This is a genomic window from Streptomyces sp. NPDC047706, assembly GCF_043204795.1.
Lineage (GTDB): Bacteria > Actinomycetota > Actinomycetes > Streptomycetales > Streptomycetaceae > Streptomyces.
In genome coordinates this window covers 73,072-89,423 of record NZ_JBIDCW010000002.1, presented here as the reverse complement: position 1 = coordinate 89,423, position 16,352 = coordinate 73,072, and the positions used below count along the sequence as shown (strand labels likewise).

The 16,352-nt window shown below is 72.9% G+C and carries 15 protein-coding genes and 1 pseudogene; 5 read left to right on the top strand and 11 right to left on the bottom strand.

Annotation, left to right across the window (positions count from 1 at the left end):
- Positions 1 to 127: 127 nt before the first annotated feature.
- Positions 128 to 667, bottom strand: a complete 540-nt coding sequence (locus ACGF8A_RS02305; protein ID WP_393103332.1) for a bacterial proteasome activator family protein — start codon at positions 665 to 667, stop codon at positions 128 to 130.
- A gap of 179 nt (positions 668 to 846) precedes the next feature.
- Between ACGF8A_RS02305 and ACGF8A_RS02300 the strand changes: the two genes are divergently transcribed.
- Positions 847 to 1,353 carry a hypothetical protein gene (locus ACGF8A_RS02300; protein WP_393103330.1) on the top strand — a complete coding sequence of 169 codons (507 nt, stop codon included), beginning with the start codon at positions 847 to 849 and terminating at the stop codon, positions 1,351 to 1,353.
- Positions 1,354 to 1,390: 37 nt separating this feature from the next.
- Here the strand turns inward: ACGF8A_RS02300 and ACGF8A_RS02295 are convergent, their stop codons facing one another.
- Positions 1,391 to 2,371: an NAD(P)H-quinone oxidoreductase gene (locus tag ACGF8A_RS02295; protein WP_393103328.1), complete on the bottom strand. Its 981-nt coding sequence runs from the start codon at positions 2,369 to 2,371 to the stop codon at positions 1,391 to 1,393.
- 148 nt (positions 2,372 to 2,519) lie between these two features.
- Between ACGF8A_RS02295 and ACGF8A_RS02290 the strand changes: the two genes are divergently transcribed.
- Positions 2,520 to 3,542, top strand: coding sequence for an ATP-binding cassette domain-containing protein (locus tag ACGF8A_RS02290; RefSeq protein ID WP_393103326.1), 1,023 nt, complete (start codon positions 2,520 to 2,522; stop codon positions 3,540 to 3,542).
- On the top strand, positions 3,539 to 4,387 hold the full coding sequence (locus ACGF8A_RS02285; protein ID WP_393103324.1) for an ABC transporter permease: 849 nt from the start codon (positions 3,539 to 3,541) through the stop codon (positions 4,385 to 4,387). Before ACGF8A_RS02290 ends, ACGF8A_RS02285 begins: the two co-directional genes overlap by 4 nt.
- 370 nt (positions 4,388 to 4,757) lie before the next feature.
- Here the strand turns inward: ACGF8A_RS02285 and ACGF8A_RS02280 are convergent.
- Positions 4,758 to 5,543 (bottom strand): annotated as a pseudogene (locus ACGF8A_RS02280) (potassium channel family protein); the annotation flags it as partial.
- A gap of 166 nt (positions 5,544 to 5,709) precedes the next feature.
- On the opposite strand from ACGF8A_RS02280, the gene ACGF8A_RS02275 reads away from it, so the two are divergent.
- On the top strand, positions 5,710 to 6,819 hold the full coding sequence (locus tag ACGF8A_RS02275) for a potassium channel family protein (protein WP_393103322.1): 1,110 nt from the start codon (positions 5,710 to 5,712) through the stop codon (positions 6,817 to 6,819).
- Positions 6,820 to 6,837: 18 nt separating this feature from the next.
- Here ACGF8A_RS02275 and ACGF8A_RS02270 read toward each other — a convergent pair whose 3' ends face one another.
- The 5 genes from ACGF8A_RS02270 to pdhA are packed head-to-tail and all read right to left on the bottom strand — an operon-like array spanning position 6,838 to position 13,149.
- Entirely contained in the window at positions 6,838 to 8,418 is a 1,581-nt protein-coding gene (locus ACGF8A_RS02270) for a molybdopterin molybdotransferase MoeA (RefSeq protein ID WP_393103320.1), read from the bottom strand.
- On the bottom strand, positions 8,415 to 9,326 hold the full coding sequence (locus tag ACGF8A_RS02265) for a DUF6457 domain-containing protein (RefSeq protein ID WP_393103318.1): 912 nt from the start codon (positions 9,324 to 9,326) through the stop codon (positions 8,415 to 8,417). The genes ACGF8A_RS02270 and ACGF8A_RS02265 overlap by 4 nt, the downstream gene beginning before the upstream one ends.
- Before the next feature lie 54 nt (positions 9,327 to 9,380).
- On the bottom strand, positions 9,381 to 11,012 hold the full coding sequence (locus ACGF8A_RS02260) for a dihydrolipoamide acetyltransferase family protein (RefSeq protein ID WP_393103316.1): 1,632 nt from the start codon (positions 11,010 to 11,012) through the stop codon (positions 9,381 to 9,383).
- On the bottom strand, positions 11,012 to 12,016 hold the full coding sequence (locus ACGF8A_RS02255; protein ID WP_393103314.1) for an alpha-ketoacid dehydrogenase subunit beta: 1,005 nt from the start codon (positions 12,014 to 12,016) through the stop codon (positions 11,012 to 11,014). The genes ACGF8A_RS02260 and ACGF8A_RS02255 overlap by 1 nt, the downstream gene beginning before the upstream one ends.
- Positions 12,013 to 13,149 carry a pyruvate dehydrogenase (acetyl-transferring) E1 component subunit alpha gene (pdhA, locus tag ACGF8A_RS02250; RefSeq protein ID WP_393103312.1) on the bottom strand — a complete coding sequence of 379 codons (1,137 nt, stop codon included), beginning with the start codon at positions 13,147 to 13,149 and terminating at the stop codon, positions 12,013 to 12,015. Before pdhA ends, ACGF8A_RS02255 begins: the two co-directional genes overlap by 4 nt.
- A 175-nt stretch (positions 13,150 to 13,324) precedes the next feature.
- On the opposite strand from pdhA, the gene ACGF8A_RS02245 reads away from it, so the two are divergent.
- On the top strand, positions 13,325 to 13,825 hold the full coding sequence (locus ACGF8A_RS02245) for an Lrp/AsnC family transcriptional regulator (protein WP_393103310.1): 501 nt from the start codon (positions 13,325 to 13,327) through the stop codon (positions 13,823 to 13,825).
- A 6-nt stretch (positions 13,826 to 13,831) separates the two neighbouring features.
- On the opposite strand, the gene ACGF8A_RS02240 is transcribed toward ACGF8A_RS02245, so the two are convergent.
- The 3 genes from ACGF8A_RS02240 to ACGF8A_RS02230 all read right to left on the bottom strand — a co-directional run bounded on the left by ACGF8A_RS02240 (position 13,832) and on the right by ACGF8A_RS02230 (position 16,295).
- On the bottom strand, positions 13,832 to 14,062 hold the full coding sequence (locus ACGF8A_RS02240) for a hypothetical protein (protein WP_393103308.1): 231 nt from the start codon (positions 14,060 to 14,062) through the stop codon (positions 13,832 to 13,834).
- Positions 14,063 to 14,190: 128 nt separating this feature from the next.
- A complete protein-coding gene (locus tag ACGF8A_RS02235; RefSeq protein ID WP_393103306.1) occupies positions 14,191 to 14,781 on the bottom strand; it encodes a TetR/AcrR family transcriptional regulator in 591 nt (196 codons plus the stop codon).
- Positions 14,778 to 16,295 (bottom strand): 3-hydroxyacyl-CoA dehydrogenase, encoded by a 1,518-nt coding sequence (locus tag ACGF8A_RS02230; RefSeq protein ID WP_393103304.1) that lies wholly within the window; start codon positions 16,293 to 16,295, stop codon positions 14,778 to 14,780. The genes ACGF8A_RS02235 and ACGF8A_RS02230 overlap by 4 nt, the downstream gene beginning before the upstream one ends.
- Positions 16,296 to 16,352 lie beyond the last annotated feature (57 nt).

Genomic DNA, 16,352 nt, shown 5'->3' with positions numbered 1-16,352 from the left:
AAGGGCCCGGCTCATGCCGGGCCCTTGTGCGGTGTCCTTGAAGGGTGCGCGTCCCTGCAAGGGGCGGGTGCCCTCGAAGGGCGCGGGTGCCCTTGAAGGGCGGAGGTGCCCTTGAAGGGCAGGGGCCTTACAGGTACGGGCCGCCCGAGCGGCCGACCGTGCGGGGGTCGTCGCCCTCCTGGCCGATGCCCGGCGGCAGGGCCCGGCGCATCTGTTCCAACTGGGCACGCGCGGCCATCTGCTGGGCGAACAGCGTGGTCTGGATCCCGTGGAAGAGCCCCTCCAGCCAGCCGACCAACTGGGCCTGGGCGATCCGCAGTTCGGCGTCGCTGGGGGTTCCCTCGTCGGTGAACGGCAGGGAGAGCCGCTCCAGCTCCTCCACCAGCTCCGGCGCCAGGCCGTCCTCCAGCTCCTTCACCGAGCTCGCGTGGATCTCCTTGAGCCGGACCCTGCTGGCCTCGTCGAGGGGAGCCGCGCGCACCTCCTCCAGGAGCTGTTTGATCATGCTGCCGATCCGCATCACCTTGGCCGGCTGCTCGACCTGCTCGGTCAGCGGAGTCTCATGGGAGTCGTCGTCTCCACCGCCGCCGAGTGCCATGCCGTCCTGGCCCACGACCAGGATCTTCTGGGCGTTATCCGACGACCGTTCGTTCCTCGGCATCTCCATGCCGTCATTCTCTCGCACCCGTCCACCCCATCACCGAGGCGCCCCCCGTGTGGGGTGATCCACCAATGACGCCTGTTCGTTACGACCACTTGGCGGCGCCCGGAATGCCATGACCTGCCGCTGATGTGAGGCTTGTGCCGTCGATTGTGGCGACCTGTTTCCGGGAGGGGGTCACGGACGTGACTCCAGGATGGCGTGTCAGGCGTGCGGCGGGGGTGGTGCTGGGACTGGCGCTCAGCGCGGTCGTGCTCGGGTGCGAGGCGGTGGCGTCGTACGAGACGGCGGGGCCGTCGTTCGCGGGGACGGGCGCGGATGACGTGCCGTCCATCGCGAGGCAACGCTCCGGCCCTCCCTCCCCCGCTCCCTCCGTCTCCGACTCCGTGGATCCGAGCTGGGCCGGGAGCCGGGCCGGGGAGGGGCGGCTGCGTCCCGGGCGGCCGGAGGAGCCGGGGCCCGGGACGGAGACGGCACACCCGAGCGGCACCGGAGCCGCCGACGACGCACCCGCGTCGCCGCCGGCGTCCGACCCCGGGGCCGCCACGGACGAGGACGTGCAGGCGGTGACCGGCGCCGATCCGTCCGGGCCGGTGCTGCGGGTCCTGCCGCTGGGCAGCGGCCTGGTGCTCATCGGCCTCGGGTTCGGGCTGGCCTTCGTGGCGCTGCGGGTGCGCCGGGCGGGGGAATGAGGCCCTGCCGGCCCCGGCGCGGCCCGCAGGGCCTTCGTCACGCCATGACCAGCAGCACCTTTCCGACGTGGCCGCTCTCCTCCAGCAGACGGTGGGCGTCGGGGGCGTCCCGCATGGGCAGCTCGCGGTCGACCACCGGGCGGACCCGGCCGGAGTCGAGCAGCGGCCAGACGTGTTCGCGGACGGCGGCGACGATGGCCGCCTTCTCGCCGAGCGGACGGGCGCGCAGCGAGGTCGCGCTGATCGCGGCGCGCTTGCCGAGCAGGGCACCGATGTTCAGCTCGGCCTTGACGCCGCCCTGCATACCGATGATCGCCAGCCGGCCGTTGACGGCGAGCGCCTGGACGTTGCGGTCGAGGTACTTGGCGCCCATGTTGTCGAGGATGACGTCGGCGCCCTCACCGGCCGTGGCCTGCCGGATCTCCTCGACGAAGTCCTGCTCGCGGTAGTTGATCAGGATGTCCGCGCCGAGCTCGGCGCAGCGCTCCAGCTTCTCCTTGGTGCCCGCGGTGACGGCGACCTTGGCGCCGACGGCCTTGGCCAGCTGGATCGCCATGGTGCCGATGCCGCTGGAGCCGCCGTGCACGAGGAAGGTCTCGCCGGGGCGCAGCTGGGAGACCATGAAAACGTTCGACCAGACCGTGCAGACGACCTCGGGCAGCGCCGCGGCCTGCCGGACGTCGAGACCGCCGGGCACGGGCAGCAGCTGACCTGCGGGAACGGCCACCTTCTCGGCGTAACCGCCGCCGGAGAGCAGCGCGCACACCTCGTCATCGACGGCCCAGCCGGCGACCCCGGCGCCCACCGCGGCGATCCGGCCGGAGCATTCCAGTCCGGGGTAGGGGGATGCGCCGGGCGGGGGGTTGTAGAAGCCCTGGCGCTGCAGGACGTCGGCCCGGTTCACGGCGCTGGCCACCACCTCGACCAGTACCTCACCGTCTCCGGCGACCGGATCCGGGACCTCGTCCCACACCAGCGCCTCGGGCCCACCAGGTTCGGGAATCGTGATCGCATGCATAGGGGGACGCTACTCCTCCGTCTCCAGGCCGAGGCCCCTCGGTCATTGGTCCGGTCCGCCGGGAAAACCCTGTGCGCGACCGATGAGTTTGCGCGACGGTATGGGTCTCCCCAGGCGTAGCCCACGTACGCGGAAGGACACACACACCATGAGCCAGCAGACGCCCGGTCTGGCCATCGAGACCGCGGGCCTGGTGAAGACGTTCGGCGAGACGAGGGCCGTGGACGGCGTCGACCTGGCCGTGCCCACCGGCACGGTGTACGGCGTCCTCGGTCCGAACGGCGCCGGGAAGACCACCACCGTGAAAATGCTCGCCACCCTGCTCAGGCCGGACGGCGGCGAGGCCCACGTCTTCGGCCACGACGTCGTCCGGGAGGCGGACGAGGTACGCGGCCGGGTCAGCCTGACCGGGCAGTACGCGTCCGTGGACGAGGACCTGACCGGCACCGAGAACCTCGTCCTGCTCGGTCGCCTCCTCGGCCACCACAAGAAGGCCGCGCGGGAGCGCGCCGGCCAGCTGCTGGAGGCCTTCGGACTCGCCGACGCGGCCGCGAAGCAGGTCAAGAACTACTCCGGCGGTATGCGGCGCCGCATCGACATCGCCGCGTCCATCCTGAACACGCCCGACCTGCTGTTCCTGGACGAGCCGACCACCGGTCTCGACCCGCGCAGCCGCAACCAGGTGTGGGACATCGTCCGCGCGGTCGTCGCCCAGGGCACGACAGTGCTGCTGACGACGCAGTACCTGGACGAGGCCGACCAGCTGGCCTCCCGGATCGCCGTGATCGACCGCGGCAGGGTGATCGCCGAGGGCACCAAGGGCGAGCTGAAGGCGTCCGTCGGGGCGGGCTCCGTCCATCTGCGGCTGCGGGAGGCTGAGCAGCGGCCGGAGGCCTCGCGGGTGCTGCGCCAGGTGCTCCAGGCGGACGTACAGCTGGAACCGGACCCGGTGGCGCTCACCGCGCGCGTCGGCGGTGCCTCGAACGGCCAGGGCGCCGCCGAGCAGGCCGCCGCGGCCCTCGCCGAACTGGCCCGCGCCGGCGTCGTCGTCGACAACTTCTCACTGGGCCAGCCGAGCCTGGACGAGGTCTTCCTCGCCCTCACCGGACACGACACCAACGTGCACGACGAGCCGCAGGCTCAGGACGCGAAGGACGGGGCAGCCGCATGAGCACCGCGACCACCACGGAGACCAAGGAACTCGCCCCCGTCAGCACCGAGTCGCTCGCCGCCCTGCTGGTGGCCAAGGAGCGGCCGCCCCGGCCGAGCGCCCTGTCGGCGTCACTGACCTTCGGCTGGCGGGCGATCCTGAAGATCAAGCACGTGCCGGAGCAGCTCTTCGACGTCACCGCCTTCCCGATCATGATGGTGCTGATGTACACGTACCTGTTCGGCGGGGCGCTGGCCGGCTCGCCGAAGGAGTACATCCAGTTCCTGCTGCCGGGCATCCTGGTGATGTCGGTCGTGATGATCACGATGTACACCGGCGTCTCGGTCAACACGGACATCGAGAAGGGCGTCTTCGACCGGTTCCGCAGCCTGCCCATCTGGCGGCCGTCGACCATGGTGGGCTACCTGCTCGGCGACGCCCTGCGCTACTCCATCGCCTCGGTGGTCATGCTGACCGTCGGCATGATCCTCGGCTACCGGCCGGACGGCGGGGTCGGCGGTGTGCTCGCCGGGATCGCGCTGCTGGTGGTCTTCTCGTTCGCGTTCTCGTGGATCTGGACGATGTTCGGGCTGATGCTGCGCACCGAGAAGTCGGTGATGGGCGTCAGCATGATGGTGATCTTCCCGCTGACCTTCCTGTCCAACGTCTTCGTCGACCCGCGCACGATGCCCGGCTGGCTCCAGGCGTTCGTCAACAACAGCCCGGTCACCCATCTGGCCTCCGCGGTACGGGGGCTGATGGCCGGCGACTGGCCGGCCGGCGAGATCGCCTGGTCGCTGGGCTGGGCGGGCGTGTTCGTCCTGGTCTTCGGCCCGATCACGATGCGGCTCTACAACCGCAAGTAGCCGAGCTCGTCCCCGCGTGCCGGGCCACGCCTCCGGCGCGGCACGCGGCGTGACGGGGGTGGCGGTCCGCCGCGGATGCCAGGGCAAGGCCCCGGCCAGGGGTCCCGGACGTCGTCGGCCTGGTCCTCGGGGCGACGGGCGCGGCACCGCCTCGGCCCCTCGGATGCGTGGCCCCGGCCCGACCGGAGAACCGGTCCGCGACACCACACCGGCACCGCACTCCACGGCCACTCGGATACCCCGCCGCGACAACACGGCGGATCCGGTCCGAGACGTCGACGCGGCACCGCCTCGGCCCGACAGGCGCGCCTCCACGGCGACACCGGGCGCCAACGGCAGTCCGCCACGACCCCGGCGCGGCATTCTCCGGCTACTCGGGTGCGTCGGTCCGCCGGGGCCCTGGGTCGGCAGCCCTCGGCCTGTCCGGGGCGGGGTTCCGGGGCATTTCCGGGGCGATGCTCCAAGGTGTCTCCGGCGTGGCGCCGCGCGGCTTCACCGGTGCTGCCCGGGGCACGATGGTGATCACACGGTCCGTCAGCTCCAGCGTCCGTACGGCCGGATCGTCGTAGTGCAGTACCCGGTGGCCGCGTACGACGCTGATCACCAGGTCGTCGGTCTCGCGTGGGCTCCGGCCCACCTCCGCCCTGGTCACCGGCCGGTCGACGACGTCCAGTCCGCTGTCCTGGCGGATCAGATCCTCCATCACCAGCCCCGCGGCGGGGCTGAGTACGGACAGGCCGAGCAGCCGTCCGGCCGCGCCGGCGCTGGTGATGACCTCGTCGGCGCCGGACTGCCGCAGCAGCGGCGCGTTCTCCTCCTCGCGCACCGCGACCACGATCGTCGCGTTCCGGTTGAGCTGCCGGGCCGTCAGCGCCACCAGCACTGCCGTGTCGTCACGCTGGGTCGCGATGATGATCTGCCCCGCCCGCAGTACCTCGGCCCGCTTCAGTACGTCACTTCGTGTCGCGTCCCCGAGCACGGCGGCGTAGCCCTGCGCCGTCGCGGCGTCGACCGCCTTGGCGCTGGGGTCGATCACCACGACCTGTTCCTTCCTCAGCCCGGTGGCGCAGACGGCCTGGATCGCCGCCCGGCCCTTCGTACCGAAGCCGACGACGACGGTGTGGTCGCGCAAGGAGGACCTCCAGCGGGATATGCGGCAGCCGAGCGGGTACGGCTCCCGGACGTCGGATCCGACGCTACCGAGCGGCCGGACAACAGCCCACCCCGGTTCGGCGTGTCGCAACGGGGGGCAGGGCGTCCGCACCGGCCGCGGTGCGGAACGATGGACCCGACAGTCAGACGACACCGCAGGGGGCACAGCGATGAGGGACGACGACCATGCGACCGCGCGGGGGGCGAGGTCTGCGCTGTTGCGGTCCCTGTGGAGCCGCTCACGCACGGAGGCCCGCGACGACGCCGAGGCGGGCCGCTCCATCACCATGCCGGTGCAGAACGTCGTACCGCCGCTCCAGCAGGTCCTCAAGCGCCTGTTCGTGGCCATACTGGTGCTGGCCGTCACGGTCCTGATCGTCTACGTGGACCGCGAGGGATACAACGACAACTCCGACGGCTCCGTGGACCTGCTCGACGCCGCGTACTACGCCACCGTCACGCTCTCCACCACCGGGTACGGCGACATCACCCCGGTCAGCGAGGCCGCCCGGCTCACCAACATCTTCGTCATCACACCGTTGCGGGTGCTCTTCCTGATCATCCTGGTCGGCACGACCCTGGAGGTGCTCACCGAGCGCACCCGCCAGCAGGTCCGCATCCACCGCTGGCGCGCCCGGACCCGGGACCATGTCGTGGTCGTCGGGTACGGCACCAAGGGCCGGCACGCCGTGGAGACCCTGGTCGGGCAGGGCATCGGCAAGGAGCGCATCGTCGTCGTCGACGCCCAGCGCAAGACCGCCGACGCGGCCGGCGACGACGGCCTGGTAGCCGTGACCGGCGACGCCACACGCTCGGAGACCCTGCTCAAGGCGGAGATCCACCGTGCCAACCGCGTGATCATCGCCCCGCAGCGCGACGAGACGGCCACCCTGATCACCCTCACCGCACGCCAGCTGAACAAGCACGCCACGATCGTCGCGGCCGTCCGCGAGGACGAGAACGTGCCCCTGCTCAAGCAGAGCGGCGCTGACACCGTCGTGACCAGCTCCAGCTCGGCCGGCCGGCTGCTCGGCACGTTCACGGCCAGCCCCGCCGTCGCCCGGACGCTGGAGGACCTCATGACCCTCGGCAGCGGCATGGACCTGATCGAACGTCCGGTGGGCCCGGCCGAGGTGGGCCGGACCCCTCGCGAGTGCGCGGATCTGGTGGTGGCGGTCGTGCGGGACAGGAAGGTGCTGGGCTACACCGACGGATGGCGGACGGAACTGCGGGCGGGGGACCGGGTCATCACGGTCAGCCGACCGGTGACCGCTGCCTGACGGCAGACGTGCGGTGTTTCACGTGAAACACCGCCCGAGACCCGACGTGCTCCACGGCAGTTCCAGGATCTCCGCGGCCTGACCGGCTCGTGCGCCGCCCGGCGGTACGACCGCCAGGGCGTCGGCGGCGGCGACGCCGCGCAGCATGGCGGGGCCGTTGTAGTGCAGCGGTACCGCCTGGCCGGCGCGCAGGACGACCGGGACGAGCCTGGTGTCGTACGGGTGTCCGTGCACGGCCTCCCGCAGGGGCAGCAGGCATGGCTCTGGTTCCGGGCGGGCCGCGAGCATCCGGAGCAGGGGCTCCGCGAGGGTGAGCAGCCCGGAGACGGCGGCCAGCGGGTTGCCGGGCAGGCCGACCAGGTGCTGGTTCTCCTTGGTGCGGGCCAGCAGCATGGGGTGACCCGGTCGCACCTTGACCCCGTTGACCAGGAGTTCGGCGTCGACACGGCGCAGGGTGGGCTGGACGTGGTCGACGGGGCCCGAGGCGGTGCCGCCGGTCGTGACGACGAGGTCGGCGTCGCTGGCCGTGATCGCCTCATGCAGGGCGTCCGCGTCGTCGCCGAGCCTCCGCACCGACGTGACCTCGGCGCCGAGTGCCCGCAGCCAGGGCGGCAGCATGGGGCCTAGGGCGTCCCGGATGAGTCCGTCGTGCGGAAGTCCCTCGGTGAGCAGTTCGTCGCCGAGGACCAGGACATCGGCGCGGGGGCGGGGCACGGCGGTGAGGGTGTCGTACCCGGCGGCCGCGGCGAGGCCCAGCACGGCGGGGGTCACCGTCGTACCGGGCGGCAGCAACTGGTCGCCGCTGCGGCATTCCTGACCGCGTGGGCGGATGTCCTGTCCGTGGCCCGGATCGCGGGTGGCGTGCAGCCTGCCCCGGTCGTCGGTACGGCCGTGCTCACTGCGCAGTACCGCGGTGGTGTCCGGCGGGATCCGGGCACCGGTGGCGATCCGGACGGCCTCGCCGTCGTCGAGGCGTGTGCGTGCCGCGTGGCCCGCGAGAACGTCCTCTTCCCGTACCACCCAAGGGCCGGGCCCGGCGACCGCCCAGCCGTCCATCGCCGAGGTGTCGAAGGAGGGGAGGTCCGTGAGGGCGGTCAGGGGTGCGGCCAGAGTGAGGCCGAGGGCGGCGTCGAGGGCGACCGGGACGGGAGCACGGCGGACGCGGGCCAGGGGAGCACGGGTGGCGATCTCGCGGGCCTCGGGCCAGGGGGTGGCCTTGTGGTGACGGTCCTGGGGGATGCGGGGCTGAGGGGCGGCTCCGTGGGGGGTGCCGTGCTGAGGGGTGTCGTGTGGTGAGGCGCCTTGCCGGGAGGTGCCGTGTTCGGGTGTGCGGCTCCGGGTGCGGGGCGTGCGCGTTCCCGGACCGGCGGCGGGGGTGGGGACGCCGGCGTGGTCCTCGGCGGGAGCGGTGTCCCGGCGAGGGGAGCTGGTGCGGTCAGGGGCGTCGTCGCGGCGACGGGCCCTGTCCCGGTCCTCCTTCACGAGTGCCAGCGCCTCCTCCACATCCCGGTCCTCGATGCCCTGCTTCCCGGCACCCCGATCCTTGACGTCCGGCGGATCGACGTCCTCGCCGCCATGGACGCCGGGGGCGGCGGTCATCCGGCGTCCGGGCGGGGCTCGGCGGAGGCCGCGCCGTCCCTGGCGGCGTCGTCCTCCTCCGCCCAGCGCAGCGCCAAGGCGGTGGCCTTGCGGGAGGCCTCGGCGACGGCTTCGGGGCCGCCGCCGGCCCGGGCCGCCGCATAGCCGACGAGGAAGGTCGTCAGCGGCGCCGCGGGGCGTGCCACCCCGTGCGCCGCGTCGCGGGCGAGATCCAGCAGGACACCGGTGTCGACGTCGAGGTCGATGCCCAGCTCGTCCTTCACTGCGGAGATCCATTCGTCCAACACGAGCCCATGCTCCCTGATACGTGACCTGGCAGTGGCGATGTCGTCCCAGGTGTCGCAGTCGAAGGACGCGACAGGGTCGAGGACGCGGGTGAGGTGGAGTTCGGAGGTGAGGAGCCGCAGAGGCAGGCCGGTGAGGCCGCCGTTGCGGGCACCGAGACGCGCGAGGGTCCCGCGCAGGCGCTCCGCGCGGTAGGCCGCCACGAGCGGCTGGTCACGGCCGTCGGGGTCGGTGAGCAGCACGCCGTCCGCCGTACCCGCGTCCAGCTCGGCGAGCAGACCCTTGACCGTGGACGCGCCGAGAAAGGGCAGGTCGGCGGAGAGGACCACCACCCGCCCGGAGACGGTCAGAGGCAGGCCGGCGGCGAGGGCGGCGAGCGGTCCACCGCCCGGCGGGTCCTCGCGTGCCCAGGTCATGGGGCGTGCCGTGGGCCTGGGGTCGGCGACGACGACGGTGGTCCGGGCGTCCGCGCAGGCGGCCAGCACCCGGTCGAGCAGCGCCCGTCCGCCCACCCGGACGCCGGGCTTGTCGGCACCGCCCAGCCGCCGCGCCGCACCCCCGGCGAGCACCACGGCGTCGTAGCCGCCGTGGTCGTCAGGTGCGGTGCGCTGCTTCTCGCTCACCCCCTGAGTATGCGTGCCGCTGGCCGTCTCAGGGAACGCCGGCGGACCGCCCGGTCACAAGGTGCGCAGCAGCACCGCCGGCTGTTCCACGCAGTCCGCGACATGACGCAGGAAGCCGCCCGCGACGCCCCCGTCGCACACCCGGTGGTCGAAGGTGAGCGAGAGCTGCACGACCTGCCGCACCGCCAGCTCACCCTCGTGCACCCAGGGCTTGGGGACGATCCTGCCGACGCCGAGCATGGCCGCCTCGGGGTGGTTGATGATCGGCGTGGAGCCGTCGACGCCGAACACGCCGTAGTTGTTCAGCGTGAAGGTGCCGCCGGTCAGGTCCGCGGGGGTGAGCCTGCCCGCTCGGCCCGCCTCGGTCAGCCGGGCGAACTCCGCGGTCAGGCCCTCGGCATCCAGGGTGTGCGCGTTCCGCACGACCGGGACGACCAGTCCCCGCTCGGTCTGCGCGGCGAAGCCCAGGTGCACCTCGTCCAGCCGGACGATCTCCCGGGCCGCCGTGTCCACCGTGGAGTTCAGCTCGGGGAAGCGGGCGATCGCGGCAGTGCAGATCCGGGCCAGCAGGGCGAGCAGCGAGATCTTGGGGCCGCCGGCCGCGTTCATCGCGGTGCGCGCCCGCGTCAGCTCCGTCGCGTCGGCGTCCACCCAGCAGGTCGCGTCCGGGATCTCCCGCCGGCTGCGGGAGAGCTTGTCGGCCACCGCGCCGCGGACGCCCTTGAGCGGGACGCGGGTGCCGGAGGCGAGCGCCGGGGTGACCGGGACGGCCGTGGTGGCGGTGTCCGCCGGAGCGGCGTGCGGTGCGAGGGACTGCGCGGGAGCCACGCGTGCGTGCGGCTCGGCCTGCGCCTGGGCGGAACGGCCCTGCGCGGCGGCGGCACGCAGCGCGTACTCCACGTCCGCGCGCAGGATCAGCCCGTCGGGGCCGGAGCCCGTCAGCTCCCGCAGGTCCAGCCCGTTCTCGCGTGCGAGGCGCCGCACGAGGGGGGAGATCACCGGCACGGGGCCTTCGCCCCGGCCGCCGTTGAGATGGTCGTCGATGTCAGCTGTCCGGGATGCCGGTGCGGGAGCGGCCTGCGCATCCGGGGCCTCCACTGCCCTCTGGGGAGCTATGGGAGCCTGGGGACGTACCCTGCGGCGCCGCGCCGCAGGCGCACCCGTGCCGTAGCCCACCAGGACGTTGCCGGAACCCGTGCCGCCGGACCGCGGGCCTGAGCCGTTGGCGGAAGCGGTGCTGGAACCTCCACCCGAACCCGTACCCGAACTTGGCCTCGTACCCGATCCGGTACTGGGACGTTCAGCCGTACCCGGCCCGCGCCCCGCGTCCGGGACCGAACCGGAGCCCTGCCCCGCACCCGCGTCGGCGCCCGTGCCCTGAGCCGCCCCGGAGACCGCCCCCGGTCCGCCCTCAGCCTCGCCCCCCGTGCCGGAGGCCTCCGCGCCCACGGCCACGGTCAGCAGCGGCGCCCCCACGGGCAGCTCCGCGCCCTCCTCACCGAAGCGGGCCGTGACGACGCCTCCGTACGGGCAGGGGACCTCGACCATCGCCTTGGCCGTCTCGACCTCGACGACCGGCTGGTCGACGGCGACGACGTCGCCGACCTGCACCAGCCACCGCACGATCTCCGCCTCGGTGAGCCCTTCTCCGAGGTCGGGGAGCTTGAACTCCAGCACCTGTGCCATCAGCTCTCGGCCTCCCATTGCAGACGCGCCACGGCGTCCAGGATGCGGTCGACGCCGGGAAGATGGTGCCTCTCCAGCATCGGCGGCGGGTAGGGGATGTCGAACCCTGCCACGCGCAGCACCGGCGCCTCCAGGTGGTGGAAGCAGCGCTCCGTGACCCGGGCCGCGATCTCACCGCCCGGTCCGCCGAACCCGCCCGCCTCATGGACGACGACCGCTCGCCCGGTCCGTCGTACCGAGGCCGAGACCGTCTCGTCGTCGAACGGCACCAGGGAGCGCAGGTCGACGACTTCGAGGTCCCATCCCTCGGCCCTGGCCGCCTCGGCGGCTTCGAGGCAGACGGGTACCGACGGGCCGTACGTGATGAGCGTGGCGCTCCGGCCGGAACGCCGCACCACCGCGCGGCCGATGGGTTCAACGGTTTCCGGCTCGTCCGGGTTCCAGGCGTCCTTCGACCAGTACAGACGCTTGGGCTCGAGGAAGACGACCGGGTCGTCGGAGGCGATGGCGGCGCGCAGCAGGCCGTAGGCGTCGGCGACGGTCGCCGGCGTGACGACGTGGAGCCCCGGAGTCGCCACGTAGTACGCCTCGGAGGAGTCGCTGTGGTGCTCGACGCCGCCGATGCCGCCGCCGTAGGGGACACGGACGGTGATCGGCAGGGGCATCGCCCCGCGAGTGCGGTTGCGCATGCGCGCCACATGGCTGACGAGCTGCTCGAACGACGGGTAGGCGAACGCGTCGAACTGCATCTCGACGACCGGCCTGAGCCCGTACATCGCCATGCCGACGGCCGTGCCGAGGATGCCGGCCTCGGCCAGCGGGGTGTCCGTGCAGCGGTCCTCGCCGAACTCCTCGGCGAGGCCGTCGGTGACGCGGAAGACGCCGCCGAGGGTGCCGACGTCCTCGCCCATGACGTGCACGGACGGGTCGGCGGCCATGGAGTCGCGCAGCGCGCGGGTGAGGGCCTGGGCCATGGTCGCGGGCTTCACGGCAACCGTGGTCATGACAGCTCCTCCTCCTGTCCGGCCGCCAGCTCGGCCCGCAGCAGGGCCTGCTGCTCGCGCAGCTGCGGGGTCGGCTCGGCGTAGACGTGGTCGAACAGGTCCATGGGGTCGAGCCGGGGGTCCTGGTTCAGGCGGGCGCGCATGTCGGCGGCGAGCGCCTCGGCGTCCTCGCGCGCGGCCTGCGCTCCGGCCTCGTCGAGCCAGCCGCGCCCGGTCAGCTCCCGCTCCAGGAGCGTGACGGGGTCGTGGTCCCGCCAGACCTCGAGCTCACCGTCCGGGCGGTAGCGCTTGTCGTCGTCGGCGTTCGTGTGCGCCTCCAGGCGGTACGTCACCGCCTCGACGAGCGTCGGACCGCCCCCCGCGCGCGCGTGGCGCACGGCGTCGGTGAGGACCTCGTGCACGGCGGCGGCGTCGTTGCCGTCGACCAGGCGGCCCGGCATGCCGTACCCGACGGCCTTGTGGGCCAGGGAGGGCGCGGCGGTCTGCTTGGCGAGCGGGACGGAGATCGCGAAGCCGTTGTTCTGGACCAGGAAGACGACCGGCGCCTGCCATACGGCGGCGAAGTTCAGCGCCTCGTGGAAGTCGCCCTCGCTGGTGCCACCGTCGCCGACGATCGCCAGCGCGACCACGTCGTCGCCCTTCAGGCGGGCGGCGTGCGCGAGGCCGACGGCGTGCGGCAGCTGGGTGGCGAGCGGGGTGCACAAGGGGGCGACGCGGTGGGCGTGCGGGTCGTAGCCGGTGTGCCAGTCGCCGCGCAGCAGGGTGAGCGCGTCGACGGGGTCCACGCCGCGGACGACGGCGGCGAGGGTGTCGCGGTAGCTGGGGAAGAGCCAGTCACGGTCCTCGAGGGCCAGCGCGGCGGCGACCTCGCAGGCCTCCTGGCCGGTGCTGGACGGGTAGACGGCGAGGCGGCCCTGCTTGGTGAGGGCGGTCGCCTGCGCGTTGTACCGTCGGCCGCGCACCAGCTGCGCGTACAGCAGGCGCAGCAGCTCGGGGTCGGCCTTCGCCACGGCCTCGGTGCCGAGCACGCGGTACGGAGCCGCGTCGGGCAGCAGCGGCGTCGGGTCTGTACGGGGCTGCCAGGCGGGCGGCGGCGACGGACGATACGCGCCGCGCTGCTCCATGACCGTCATGACGGCACCTCCTCGTGGGAGCGGCTTCGGGGAGGCGCGCGTCTGTGATGCGCCTCACCTACCGATTGTTCGGTCGACGGCACATTTTGGCTACAGGCGACCCGGGGCTGTGGACAAACGGTTCTCCACAACCTGAGATGGACGCAGTACGTCCATGGTAGAGAGGTGGGGGGACATGGCATCTGAACAAATGGCCGAAGGGCAGGACACCGGTGCCGCCCTGCCGCCGCCGCGTCCCCTCGACGCCATCGACCAGGACATCCTGCGGATGCTCCAGGCCGACGGCCGCTCGTCGATAAGGTCCGTCGCCGAGCGTGTGCACGTCTCACGGGCCAACGCCTACGCGCGCATCAACCGGCTCGTCGAGGACGGGGTCATCCGTGGCTTCGGCGCCCGCGTCGACCACCAGCGCGCGGGTCAGGGGACCTCGGCGTACATCACCCTGAAGATCGTCCAGAACTCCTGGCGCACCGTGCGGGAGCAGCTCAGACAGCTCCCCGGCGCCTCCCACATCGCCCTCGTCGGGGGCGATTTCGATGTGCTGTTGCTGGTGCACACCCCGGACAACCGGGCGCTGCGCGAGGTGGTGCTCACCCGGCTCCAGGCGATCCCCGAGGTGCTCAGCACGCGCACGTTGCTGGTGTTCGAGGAGGAGGACCTGGAACCGCAGGGCTGAAGCCCGTCAGCCGGAGGGCGGCGCCGCGCCCGGGATCGGGAACGTCACGGGGAGCAGCGCACAGCCGAGCCCCGCGCCCGCCGCCGTCCGCGGCCCGCGCGAGGGCCGGGGCGGCAGCAGCCAGACGAGGACGAGCATGCCGGTGGCCCAGTGGTCCACTCCGGCGAAGGCCCCGGGGCCGTCGAGGGACGCGAACCACTGCGAGGCGGCCACCGGGGCGGGGGCGCCCTCCACCACGTGGGGTGCGCGGCGGACGGGGCCGCGGAGGGGACGCCGTCGTGAACCGTGCGCCCGAGTCCACCACCGGCACCCGGCAGTGGCATCGGGCGGCGTACTCAGCCCCTCCCCGCGCGCGTGCCCACGTCTCAGCCCGCCCGGCGCAGCCCCTCGAACACCAACTGCGTCACCGCGTCGGCCACCTCGCGCTCCCCCATGCCCCGCCCGTCCGGCCGGTACCACTCCACGATCGAGTTGATCATGCCGAAGACCAGCCTCGTGGCCAGGCGCACCTCCACGTCGCCGCGCACGTCCCCCTCCGCGGCGGCCGCCTTCAGCAACTCGGCGACGCGGTGGTCGAAGTCGCGGCGCCGCTCCAGCGCCCACCGCTCGGTGTCCGTGTTGCCGCGCACCCGCAGCAGCAGCGTCACGTACGGCAGTTCGGCGATGAGCACCTCGACCATGCGCCGGACGACGTACTCCAGCCGCCCGGACGCCCGTCCCACGCGCGCGTGCTCCTCGCCGAGGATCCCGAAGAGCCCGTCCAGCGCCCGGCTCACGGCCCGGCGCAGCAGCTCCTCCTTGCCCGTGACGTGGTGGTAGATCGACGACTTGGAGATCCCTGCCGCCTTGGAGAGGTGCTCCATGGAAGTGCCGTCGTAGCCGCGCTCGTTGAAGACCTGCACGGCGACCGACAGCAGCGTCTCCGGGGTGTACGTGTCGCGCTTGGCGGTGGTCATGACGTACTGCCCTCCCGCTTGCCGGAGGCGTACGCGTGGCGGTAGAGCGCGAGGGAGGGGGCGTAGCGCCCCGAGGGGTCGCGCAGGTGCAGGTCGTCCAGGAGGGCGTACGCCCAGTTGCGGCCGAGCCGCCGGCTCCATTCGAAGGGGCCGAGCGGGTAGTTGACGCCCAGGCGCATCGCGGTGTCGACGTCCTCCTCCGTGGCGACGCCCTTGGCGACGGCGTCGTGGGCGAGGTCGACGATCCGCGCGACCGTGCGGGCGACGATCATGCCGGGGACGTCGCCGATGACGCTGACCTTCTTGCCGAGCGCCTGGAACAGGCCGGTGGCCTCGGCGAGGGTCTGCGGGGAGGTGTCCTGGGACGCCGACAGGGCGACGCGGGTGGCCCTGCGGTAGTCCAGGGCGAGGTCGAAGTAGACGACGTCCCGGAACTCCACGGAGGTCTGGCCGTCGGCGAGGGCCAGCTGGCCGCCGCTGGGCAGCACGAACCGGGTGCCGTGGTCCTCTTCCTCCTCGCGGACCTGGATTCCCGCCTCACGGATCAGGGCGAGCAGCTCGGACGCGGGGCCCAGGTCGCCCTCCGCGACGACGTACGCGGGCGGCTGGGCGCTCTCCGCGGTGTGCGGTTCGGCGCGCTCGGCGCCGTCCCGGTAGTCGTACCAGCCCTGCCCGGACTTGCGGCCGAGCCGGCCGGACTCGACCAGGCGGCGCTGGGCGAGCGACGGTGTGAAACGGACGTCCTGGAAGAAGGACTGCCACACGGACCGCGTCACGGACTCGTTGACGTCCTGCCCGATCAGGTCGGTCAGCTCGAAGGCGCCCATGCGGAAGCCGCCGCACTCGCGCAGCACGGCGTCGATGGTGGCGGGGTCGGCGCCGTGCGCCTCGTAGACGGCGAAGCTCTCGGCGTAGAAGGGCCGGGCGATGCGGTTGACGATGAAGCCGGGGGTGTCGGCGCAGGCCACCGGCGTCTTGCCCCAGGCGCGCGCCGTCTCGTACACGCGTGTGGCCGAGGTGACGTCGGTGGCGAAACCGGAGACCACCTCGACCAGTGGCAGCAGTGGAGCGGGGTTGAAGAAGTGCAGGCCGACGAAACGGCCCGGGACGCGCAGTCCGCCGCCGATGGCGGTCACCGACAGCGAGGAGGTGTTGGTCGCGAGCAGACAGTCCTCGGCGACGACGTCCTCCAGCTCGCGCAGCAGGTGCTGTTTGACGTCCAGCCGCTCCAGGACGGCCTCGACGAGGAGGGCGGAGTCGGCGAGCTCGGCGAGGCTCCCGGCGGGGAGCAGACGGGCGCGTGCGGCGTCCCGGTCGGCGCCGCTGAGCCGCTCCTTCTCGACGAGCCGGTCGAGCCGTGCGCCGATCGCGTCGGCGGCTTCGCGGGCGCGCCCGGGGACGGCGTCGTACAGCCGTACGGGGTGGCCCGCGACCAGCGCCACCTGGGCGATGCCCTGGCCCATGGTGCCGCTGCCGACGACGGCCACGGGGCTGCTGAGGTCGAGTGCTGTCATGAACGCGATCCTCCCGCACGGGGTTTTCCACAGATGCGGCGGACCCCCTTGAACCGA

Coding starts and splice junctions, on each gene's coding strand:
- ACGF8A_RS02270 (WP_393103320.1), bottom strand. CDS start 8,418: ATGACCGCCGCCCCCGGCGTCCATGGCGGCGAGGACGTCGATCCGCCG.
- ACGF8A_RS02290 (WP_393103326.1), top strand. CDS start 2,520: ATGAGCCAGCAGACGCCCGGTCTGGCCATCGAGACCGCGGGCCTGGTG.
- ACGF8A_RS02285 (WP_393103324.1), top strand. CDS start 3,539: ATGAGCACCGCGACCACCACGGAGACCAAGGAACTCGCCCCCGTCAGC.
- ACGF8A_RS02260 (WP_393103316.1), bottom strand. CDS start 11,012: ATGGCACAGGTGCTGGAGTTCAAGCTCCCCGACCTCGGAGAAGGGCTC.
- ACGF8A_RS02230 (WP_393103304.1), bottom strand. CDS start 16,295: ATGACAGCACTCGACCTCAGCAGCCCCGTGGCCGTCGTCGGCAGCGGC.
- pdhA (WP_393103312.1), bottom strand. CDS start 13,149: ATGACGGTCATGGAGCAGCGCGGCGCGTATCGTCCGTCGCCGCCGCCC.
- ACGF8A_RS02275 (WP_393103322.1), top strand. CDS start 5,710: ATGAGGGACGACGACCATGCGACCGCGCGGGGGGCGAGGTCTGCGCTG.
- ACGF8A_RS02245 (WP_393103310.1), top strand. CDS start 13,325: ATGGCATCTGAACAAATGGCCGAAGGGCAGGACACCGGTGCCGCCCTG.
- ACGF8A_RS02255 (WP_393103314.1), bottom strand. CDS start 12,016: ATGACCACGGTTGCCGTGAAGCCCGCGACCATGGCCCAGGCCCTCACC.
- ACGF8A_RS02235 (WP_393103306.1), bottom strand. CDS start 14,781: ATGACCACCGCCAAGCGCGACACGTACACCCCGGAGACGCTGCTGTCG.
- ACGF8A_RS02295 (WP_393103328.1), bottom strand. CDS start 2,371: ATGCATGCGATCACGATTCCCGAACCTGGTGGGCCCGAGGCGCTGGTG.
- ACGF8A_RS02305 (WP_393103332.1), bottom strand. CDS start 667: ATGGAGATGCCGAGGAACGAACGGTCGTCGGATAACGCCCAGAAGATC.